Genomic DNA, 9503 nt, shown 5'->3' with positions numbered 1-9503 from the left:
ATCTCGGAGGTTCACTCTCCATAAAGCAAGTCCCGCGTTCGCCACATCAGAGTTTTTATGTGAGAAGTGACCGTTGAGTGTCGGTTTTTTATGCCTGAAACTTATATACCTACTGTGCTTATTAAGCAGACGGTCTGAGGCTCACTCTGAATCAAGTATTCCTTCCTCTGCGATAGTTAATTTACTTCGCGTCGGAAAGCTTACAATTCTTTAGAGTAAAGCACGGCGCTATGCTGACCTTGATCATCTTGATGAATAAAATGCTTTATATAGCGCATACCCAGCTTCTTCATAATATTTATAGAGCCTAAATTGCCTTCAAGGGCCTCAGCAGAAAAAGTGGTATATGTGTTGTCAGTTACGAGAGTATTAGCAATATGTTGAGCAGCTTCAGTGGCATAGCCCTTGCCCCAACTAATTTGCTTAAAGCGCCAGCCCAGCTCCAAATTACAGTCGTTACGTTGACTTGTAAAAAAGCCCATCGGACGAACTAATATCCAGCCAATGAACAGGTCCTCTTCTAGGGTATTTACTTGCCATAAGCCCCAACCTTTTTCTAAATTTGTGAACTGCTCTAAACGAGGAATGAAAACCTCTCTAATTGTCTTCATTGAATTAGGCTTACCATGCGTTAAATATTTCATGACCGCAGGATCTTGGTCTAATTCGAATAGTAAATCGGCATCATTTTTATCCATAAGTCGATAACGTAATCTTTGCGAGTTTTGTATCTTCATTTGAGTTCCTTACTGCTATTATGCGCTTAGTTTATTACAATATGAGGCTTATAATCTAAGGGGTATTAGTGAAAAATTCAGTATTAGTTCTACGTCAAAAGCAAATAGCTGCGGCCAAGCGAGAGTTTAAAGCACGCGGTTCAAAGTTATCTCGTTGTGAGTCTTGTTTGCTTTCTGAACACTTGTGCATCTGTGACAATCTAGAAGTTGCCGAAGACTGTCAGAGTGCAGTATGTCTATTAATGTATCACAATGAAAGCTTCAAGCCCTCGAATACGGGTCGTTTAATCGCAGATGTAGTGCCTGATAATCATGCTTTTCGCTGGGATAGGACTGAGCCAGATGAAGCATTGCTATCGCTTCTAAAAGATTCAAGCTATCAACCTATTGTTGTTTTCCCCGCTGATAGCGCAGAGCCTGAACGCGTTATTACTAAGGTTGAAAGAATTGATTCTAAAAAACCATTGTTTATTTTTTTAGATGGTACATGGCGCGAAGCGAAAAAAATGTTTAGAAAGAGTGAGTATTTAGATACTTTCCCGGTGCTTTCTGTGTCCCCAGACTCTCTATCAGATTATAAACTCAGAGTTGCTCCGCATGCTCATCAGCTAGGTACAGCAGAAGTTGCGTGTGTCGTGTTAGCTGAAGCAGGAGAAAGCTCTGCTGCAGAAAAATTAACAGCTCACTTTATTGATTTTAGAGATGCGTATTTAAAAGGTAAAAGAAGCAAAAGTTAATGAAGTATATAACGAAGAAGCGCGGCTCTATGAGCCGCGCTGACGGAATCTTCTAAGCATCCTGCTTTGGTTTTGAGCTGATCAGCTCCATGCAATCAATGTCCCTTCACTCGCTTTTTTGTGATTTGCGAGTATTACTTCCTGTAGTGTCCTTCATTGGCCTCATGCCAAACATCCATATGCCCTTATCCGAGCTTCCTGCCATTATCCATAATGAGCTTTGCCATCATGGCTCCACTAATCCTATATATACTCTGTATGGCTCACCTTGAGCGCGCATCCTGTTGTTCCATAGGTTAATTAAACCGTATTTGGCAATAATTAACTATTACTGTCCATTACACATCATGTGATTTACAGCCGTCAATGGCTTCCTAAAAGATACAAAAAGTTTAATGGAGTGACGAAGTAATAAAAGGTTAGAAATTTAATTATTTGAAAAGTTGATTTGGTGGATGGTGCACAAACCCATGATAAATAATGTTTATTTTTAAATTTACTGTTGAGTTGAGCTGCTATTTACTTAAAAGCGACACTTAAAGTGAGAGATCTCTTACATAACCAATTGCAAATTAGGCATTAATAGAAAATCTAGTTACAGTTTTTGATCAGCAAAAGGGTGTACTTTAAAAATAGAATAGTTAAAATTAGTTGATAATAATTATTGTTTGGCTTTGGAGGCCTTATGAAAAAAGCATTGGCTATTCTACTCTCAACTGTCACGTGTTTGCCTGCTATGGCAGCCGAAGAAATCAACATTTATTCTTTCCGTCAGCCTTTTTTAATTCAACCTATTCTTGATGATTTTACCAAGCAAACAGGCATTAAGACGAATGTGGTTTTTGCAAAAAAAGGGTTAATTGAAAGAGTTAAACGTGAAGGAAAGCATAGCCGTGCTGATGTGGTTTTAACATCAAACTTCAGTGCTTTAATGCAATTAGAGTCGATGGAACTAACCCAGCCGATTAAGAGCGACGTTGTGACCAAAAACGTACCTGCGAGCTTTCGCGACCCAGAAGGTCAGTGGGTTGCACTGACTAAACGTGTGCGTAACGTATATTCATCTAAAGAGCGTTTAGGTAAATTAGATGCGCTAACTTATGAAGAATTAGCTGATGTAAAGTATAAAGGAAAAATTTGTACTCGCTCTGGTAAGCACCCTTATAACCTAGGATTAGTTGCATCTATGGTCGCACATCATGGTGAGGCGGAAACCAAATCATGGCTTGAAGGGGTTAAAGCAAACTTAGCCAGAAAACCACAAGGTAATGACAGAGCACAAGTTAAAGCAGTAAAAGAGGGCCTGTGTGATCTTGCATTGGGTAATAGCTATTACTTTGGCAAGATGCTGCAAGATGAAAAGCAAAAGCCGTGGGCTGATTCTGTTTATATCAATTTCCCGAATCAAACAAACCGAGGCGCTCATTTAAATGTTTCGGGTGTTGTACTAACGAAATATTCGAAAAATAAAGAAAACGCCTTGAAACTTATCGAGTTTATGACAGACAATAAGGCGCAAAATATGTATGCGTCTATGAATATGGAATATCCAGTTAAACCGGGTGTAGCGCTTTCTGAACTTGTGGCATCTTGGGGTGAGTTTAAGGAAGACAACTTACCATTGTCAGAAATTAGTAAATACCGTCCTTTAGCACTTAAGCTAATCGATGAGGTAAAATTTGATCTTTAATGCAATCATTACTTTCTCTGTCTAAATGGCAGGTTTTTGCTTGGCTGATAGGCGTTTGCTTATCAGCACCACTGGCATTTTTAATCTTCGAGTCGCTGCAAGGCGACTCTGACGTTTTTACCCACCTGTGGGATACCGTGCTTTGGGATTATATTTATAACACCCTAGTACTTATTGCCGGCGTGCTCCTCTTAAGTTGCTTAATTGCTTTACCGCTCGGCTGGCTTACCGCTTATTGTCAATTTCCCGGTAAAAAATACTTCGAATGGGCGCTGATGCTACCTTTAGCAATGCCAACCTATATTATTGCCTACGTTTATACCGATTTATTTGATTATGCAGGCCCAGTACAAATAGCTTTAAGAGAGTGGTTTGGCTGGCAATCGCCGGATGATTATTGGTTTTTTGATATTCGTACATTAGGCGGTGCAATCGTGATGATTGCATTGGTGTTATACCCTTACCTCTACCTTATTTTTAAAACTGCTTTGCGCGAGCAGTCATTTAAGTTATTACAAGCAAGTCAGCTAATGGGTATGAGCCCATTGCAAAGCTTCTTCAAAGTGAGTTTACCCCTTGCAAGGGGCGCGATTGTCGCAGCGCTAGCGTTGATCAGTATGGAAACCATGGCTGATTTTGCTACAGTGCATTACTTTGCAGTCAGCACACTTACAACTGCCGTGTATGATACTTGGCTCGGCTATTATTCTCTAACCGCGGCTGCGAAAATTTCTGGGATCATGTTGTTGTTCTTATTTGTGGCCATCACACTAGAAAAAATCAGCCGTAAAAATACCACAGTGCATGAAAGACAAAGTGCCGTAAATGACACGCATTTATATGTGCTATCAGGAAAGTATGCATGGCTAGCCAGTATCTACTGTATTGTAGTGTTGTTTTTTGCTTTTGCTTTACCGGTTGGTGTGCTCGTTAGTTATTCAATAGATTATTTCGATCAAGCATGGAACTCTGAGTTTTTCTTATATGCTTGGCAAAGCTTGAAGATTTCTTTATGGGTAAGCGTTATTGCAATCGCGTTAAGTATTATCGTGTTGTTTTATCAGCGCATTGGTAAACAAAAGTCTAAGGCCTTGCCAGGGCGTGTATCAAGCACAGGTTATGCACTACCAGGGACAGTATTAGCGATTGCAGTTTTACTGCCGCTTACTTTGCTTGATACTAAGCTAAATGACTGGTTAGAAGGCACCACATTTGAACCTGGGCTACTATTTAGCGGTACCATTTTTGCCATGGTATTTGCGTATGTGGTGCGTTTTTATGCCATTGCTCAAGGCGCTGTTGAAGCTAGCTATGTACGAATTAGTCCGTCGCTTGATATGGCCAGCCAAAGTATGGGTAGGAATTTTGCGCAAATGCTAAGTAGTGTGCATATCCCACTTTTACGCGGGGGTATTTTAACCGCAGGGTTATTGGTGTTTATCGAATGTATGAAAGAGCTTCCAGCTGCCTTATTGCTTCGCCCTTTCAATTTTGAAACCTTGGCAACGCATGTATTCCAATATGTCAGTGACGAGCAGTTAGAGCTTGCGTCCATCTCGGCATTATTTATTGTTCTTGTTGGCTTAGTGCCTTTGTATTTTGTTAATCGCTCAATGGAGCAGCACAATTCATGAGTAGTTTGTCTTTAAAAAACTTAAGCTATCAATATGATGGCCAAAAAGTGATTGAAAATTTAGATTTAGAAGTCGCCGAAAATGAAATTGTTTGCTTATTGGGGGCCAGTGGCTGTGGTAAAACTACTACTCTAAAGGCTGTCGCAGGCTTATTAACGCCTCAGCAAGGTCAAATTGTTATTCATGGTAAAACCATGAGCGACAACACGCAGTTTACAGCGCCACAGCATCGCAATATTGGTATGATGTTTCAGGATTATGCGTTATTTCCTCACTTAACGGTTGCTCAAAATATCGCGTTTGGCCTTAGCAAGTTTAATAAGGCTGACAAACAAGCACGTATAAATGAAATGTTGGAGCTTGTGCATTTATCTGAGTTTGCACAGCGTTACCCTCATGAGCTTTCAGGTGGTCAGCAACAACGAGTGGCCATTGCGAGAGCGCTTGCTTATAAACCTAATTTGTTATTGCTTGATGAGCCTTTTTCGAATATTGATGCGCAAGTGCGCTTCCAACTTATCAATGACATTCGACAGATCATAAAAGATCAAAAGGTTTCGGCTATCTTTGTTAGTCACTCAAAAGAAGAAGCCTTTGCTTTTGCAGATAAACTGGCTGTGATGCACAAAGGTAAAATTGCCCAATTAGGCGATGCCAAAACGCTATTTGAACAGCCAGCTTGTAAAGAAGTAGCAGAATTTTTAGGGCAGGGCATTTATATTCCAGCGCAGGCTGAAGATAAATGCGAGTTCACAACTTCATTTGGTAAACTTACTTCGACAAAAGTGTGTGGGAATGCGCAAGGCTCTGGGCAAATTTATATTCGACCAGCTCATATACAGCTAGAAAATGGCGAGACGAATGACGTCGAAATTCTGCAATCGCGCTTTATCGGCACTGAGTTTATTTATCAAATAAAAGTGGCAGAGCAAATCATCGAAGTGCCAGTCGAAAGTGAACATGCCCTGAATATTAATGAGCCAGTGACTTTTAAAATTAAGCCACATGCGGTAAATTTCTTTTCATAGTCATTACTTATTATAACTTGGGGTGCCATGGCTCAGCCGCAGTCAGGAGTGTGTGCAGAGGCAAATCTGCATGGACTACATTTGTTTTTTAATGTACTCGATGGTCAAGATGAAGCCGTTAGAGCAGCATTAGGGCAATGTGAACGCTTACAGTCAGAATTGAGCGACCGTTTCTCTGAGTCTATGGTATCTAGCTTTGTGGCCATTGGGGCACAATACTGGCCGCATATATATCCTGAATGTATTCCTAAAGAGTTAAAAAGCTTTCCGCATATTCGCTCTCATGAGCACCTAATGCACACTCAACCATTTGATTTGTTGTATGTGATCCGATCTGACAGAGAAGATGTGAATCATCTATTTGCACAAAGTGTCAGGCATATGTTGGCAGGCAAAGTAGAATTGGTCGCACATATTCGTACTTTCCGGTTCTTAGACGGTCGAGACTTTAACGGCTTTATTTATGGCGCTAATACGCCTCATGGGCGTTTCAAGCGTCAAGTGGCATTAGTGCAAAATAATGAAAGCTTTGAAGATCAAGGCAGCTATATTCATGTACAGCGAGTCAAGTTTGATTTAAACCGTTGGCAACAATTAAGCCTGAATGACCAAGAAGCCATCATGGGTCGCTCTCGTTTAGAAAATAAAAAGCTAGAGATTCCTTTGTCCAATAATCACGCAGCTCTATCAGAGCTTAAAAATGAAGACAACTTACCACTGTTGCTTGAGCAAAGCATGCCGTTCGGAGATGTGTTTGAGCAGGGATCTTTGTGGGTGAGTTGTGCTGCGAAGGGCGATGCATTTCAAAAGCTGTTAACTACACGAGTAGGAAACGAGCAGCATTACGATGCATGGTTAGATTATTGTCAGGCTGACATGGGGGCAGCGTTTTTTGCGCCATCCGTGCAGTTTCTGCAAAATATGGCGCAAATAGCTGAAAGTTAAACGTTATCAAATAAAGTTTTTACTTTCTCTAATGTCGCGTCAATTTCAGATACTTTTGCTGGTGCAATAAAAATAGTGTCATCACCAGCAATCGTGCCTAGTACACCATCCGCAGTGCCTAATGAGTCAAGTAAGCGAGCAATAAGTTGCGCAGCACCGGGACTGGTGCGAATAATGATCATCATTTCGTTGTGCATGATATCAATGACTAGCTGTCGAAGAGGGCTTTTGGCTGTTGGCACGCCCATTTCAGCGGGTAGGCAATAAACCATTTCTTGTTTAGCGTTTCGAGTTCTGACTGCACCAAACTTACTCAGCATGCGCGATACTTTACTCTGACTCACATTATCAAAGCCTTGATCTTTTAAGGCGTCGACAATTTCACCTTGCGAGCCAAAGTTTTCTTCTTTTAATAGGGCTTTGAATGCTTTTATCAGCGCTTCTTGCTTTTCGTTTGCTTGCATAATAGAACTCGTTTAGTAAACATTACTTAGATTTTACACAATTCTTAATCTAGACCCAACTTTGCATTAAAAAAATCACATGAATTGATTGCAAGACTTATTTGGTTTGATCAAATCAGAAAAGAGAGTATTTTGAACTGTAAAGGCAGGTTGCATACTGAAAGCGATATTTTACAACTATAGTCGAAAAAAACTGTAAAATAGCGTCGATAAATTTGTTTTTACCTGCACTTTTCATTATCTTTACAGCACACACAATTCCACCTTCAAATTATGGAGAATTCCACATGAAAGTTGCTGTATTAGGTGCCGCTGGCGGTATCGGTCAAGCTCTATCTTTACTTCTTAAAAATGGCCTTCCTGCAGGTTCTGAGCTATCTCTATACGACGTAGCGCCAGTTGTTCCTGGTGTTGCTGTAGACCTATCTCACATCCCTACTGCAGTTAAAGTTGCAGGTTTTGGTGCAGATGATCTTGACGCAGCGCTAGCGGGTGCTGACATTGTTCTTATCCCAGCTGGTATGCCTCGTAAGCCAGGTATGGACCGTGCAGATCTTTTCAATGTTAACGCTGGTATCATCAAAACACTTGCTGAAGGTATCGTACGTAACTGTCCTAAAGCACTAGTTGGTGTTATCACTAACCCAGTAAACGGCACTGTGCCAATCGTTGCTGAAGTATTCAAAAAAGCGGGTACTTATGAAGCTTCACGTGTATTCGGTGTAACTACGCTAGACGTTATTCGTTCAGAAGCATTTGTTGCTGAACTGAAAGGTGTTGACGTATCTGAAGTTAAAGTACCAGTAATTGGTGGTCACTCAGGTACTACTATTCTTCCTCTACTTTCTCAAGTTGAAGGTGTTGAGTTCACTGAAGAAGAAGTTGCAGCACTTACACCACGTATCCAAAACGCGGGTACTGAAGTTGTTAACGCTAAAGCAGGTGGCGGTTCAGCGACACTTTCAATGGGCGCAGCAGCAGCTCGTTTCTGCTTCTCACTAGTCAAAGGTCTTCAAGGCGAGCAAAATGTTGTTGACTACGCATACGTTGCTGTTGAGAACGGCGATGCAGCATACTTCGCACACCCAGTACGTTTAGGTACTAGCGGTGTTGAAGAAATTCTTTCTTACGGCGAGCTAAGCGCGTTCGAAGAAAAAGCGAAGAACGACATGCTAGAAACACTAAACAAAGATATCCAAGAAGGTATCGATTTCATGGCTGCACAATAATTGAAATTATGAAACAAAAAACCCGCTTTAGGCGGGTTTTTTATTATGAGTAACTTTATACTTGTTAAACACAAAAAGGAGCGTGTTAATCCAAACTGTTATACACCCGCTTATTCTCTTCCTTGCTAAGTAATAAGACTTCTGTGCCACAGATCATATCTTGTAATGCTCGTTTTTGTTTAAAATCAACCAGCACTAATAAGTTACCCAAGCCCAATAAAGCGAATAAACTGCGTGCCATCGCTTTTGGCCAAGATAATAATTTACCATCAGGCGTTTGCACCTTTAGGCGCCATGCTCGCATACCAATCGTTTGGCCGCTTTTAGTCCAGAAATAGCTGAAGAAAACCATGCTAACTAAAACTAATAAAACGCTACGTAGTCCATAGAGTAGGGGGGTAGACTGAATAAGTGCAGATACGTCTTCATGATCTCCTAATGAAATCATACCTAATGAAATAAAGCCCTGAATAATGAGTAAGTAAGCAACGGTCGTCAGCATTGCGAACGCGATAACCACAAGTCCGTCATACATCAAAGAGGCAAGTCGGCGCATTAATCCAGCGCGAGGAAATTCAGACATGATAGCCAACACTTAAATAAGTAAATAGTTAAGCTATTTTACACAAAGCCAGTGAAAATGGCGAAATTGCAGGTTATAAAAGTTAAGCGATTAAATTATCAGCAGTTAAATTAAGTGACCAAAAAATTGCTTGCTCCTCTATAGGTATGTTTGTATAGTGTTTCGTACAGAGATTAGAGCATGTAAATAAAAGCTCTACCTCATAGTTATTTATCTTTATTTTCTTTTTTAGAAAAATTAAGCCAGTGTGATGGAATTGGTAGACATAGGGGATTCAAAATCCCCCGCAGCAATGCGTGGCGGTTCGAGTCCGCCCACTGGTACCATCTATTTTTTAAGTGAGAAAGAGTAGAAAAAGCAATTCCAAAAATTCATCCCTTACTCTAATTATTACTATCCTTTTCCCTCCTTTTAGATACCAAATTCCGATAGAATAAATCACATGAACTGTGATAA

At 40.6% G+C, this 9503-nt stretch carries 9 protein-coding genes and 1 tRNA gene; 7 read left to right on the top strand and 3 right to left on the bottom strand.

Translation table 11 applies throughout. The features are described from left to right. Nucleotides 1–200 precede the first annotated feature (200 nt). Complete coding sequence (locus CWB72_RS03440; protein ID WP_138629265.1) at nucleotides 201–737, bottom strand: GNAT family N-acetyltransferase; 537 nt, start codon at nucleotides 735–737, stop codon at nucleotides 201–203. A 68-nt stretch (nucleotides 738–805) separates the two neighbouring features. Here CWB72_RS03440 and CWB72_RS03435 point away from each other — a divergent pair, with 68 nt between their 5' ends. From CWB72_RS03435 to CWB72_RS03415, 5 genes are all read left to right on the top strand, one after another. Beyond that, nucleotides 806–1474, top strand: coding sequence for a tRNA-uridine aminocarboxypropyltransferase (locus CWB72_RS03435; protein WP_138629263.1), 669 nt, complete (start codon nucleotides 806–808; stop codon nucleotides 1472–1474). 685 nt (nucleotides 1475–2159) lie between these two features. Then, entirely contained in the window at nucleotides 2160–3164 is a 1005-nt protein-coding gene (locus CWB72_RS03430; protein ID WP_138629261.1) for a Fe(3+) ABC transporter substrate-binding protein, read from the top strand. Beyond that, nucleotides 3164–4798 carry an ABC transporter permease gene (locus tag CWB72_RS03425; protein ID WP_138629259.1) on the top strand — a complete coding sequence of 545 codons (1635 nt, stop codon included), beginning with the start codon at nucleotides 3164–3166 and terminating at the stop codon, nucleotides 4796–4798. Before CWB72_RS03430 ends, CWB72_RS03425 begins: the two co-directional genes overlap by 1 nt. Next, nucleotides 4795–5826, top strand: coding sequence for an ABC transporter ATP-binding protein (locus CWB72_RS03420; protein ID WP_130255202.1), 1032 nt, complete (start codon nucleotides 4795–4797; stop codon nucleotides 5824–5826). The genes CWB72_RS03425 and CWB72_RS03420 overlap by 4 nt, the downstream gene beginning before the upstream one ends. Nucleotides 5827–5853: 27 nt before the next feature. Next, a complete protein-coding gene (locus CWB72_RS03415; protein WP_138629257.1) occupies nucleotides 5854–6771 on the top strand; it encodes a Dyp-type peroxidase in 918 nt (305 codons plus the stop codon). Here the strand turns inward: CWB72_RS03415 and argR are convergent. Next, nucleotides 6768–7235 (bottom strand): transcriptional regulator ArgR, encoded by a 468-nt coding sequence (gene argR, locus CWB72_RS03410; RefSeq protein WP_138629255.1) that lies wholly within the window; start codon nucleotides 7233–7235, stop codon nucleotides 6768–6770. The genes CWB72_RS03415 and argR overlap by 4 nt on opposite strands. A 287-nt stretch (nucleotides 7236–7522) precedes the next feature. On the opposite strand from argR, the gene mdh reads away from it, so the two are divergent. Further along, a complete protein-coding gene (gene mdh / locus CWB72_RS03405; RefSeq protein ID WP_138629254.1) occupies nucleotides 7523–8464 on the top strand; it encodes a malate dehydrogenase in 942 nt (313 codons plus the stop codon). Between the two features lie 85 nt (nucleotides 8465–8549). On the opposite strand, the gene CWB72_RS03400 is transcribed toward mdh, so the two are convergent. Further along, nucleotides 8550–9047: an RDD family protein gene (locus CWB72_RS03400; RefSeq protein ID WP_138567366.1), complete on the bottom strand. Its 498-nt coding sequence runs from the start codon at nucleotides 9045–9047 to the stop codon at nucleotides 8550–8552. A gap of 241 nt (nucleotides 9048–9288) precedes the next feature. On the opposite strand from CWB72_RS03400, the gene CWB72_RS03395 reads away from it, so the two are divergent. Beyond that, nucleotides 9289–9373, top strand: a tRNA-Leu gene (locus CWB72_RS03395). Nucleotides 9374–9503 lie beyond the last annotated feature (130 nt).

Origin of the sequence: Pseudoalteromonas phenolica, from assembly GCF_005886345.1 — a bacterium.
Classification (GTDB): Bacteria; Pseudomonadota; Gammaproteobacteria; order Enterobacterales; family Alteromonadaceae; genus Pseudoalteromonas; species Pseudoalteromonas phenolica_A.
This window is presented reverse-complemented; position numbering and strand designations above follow the sequence as displayed.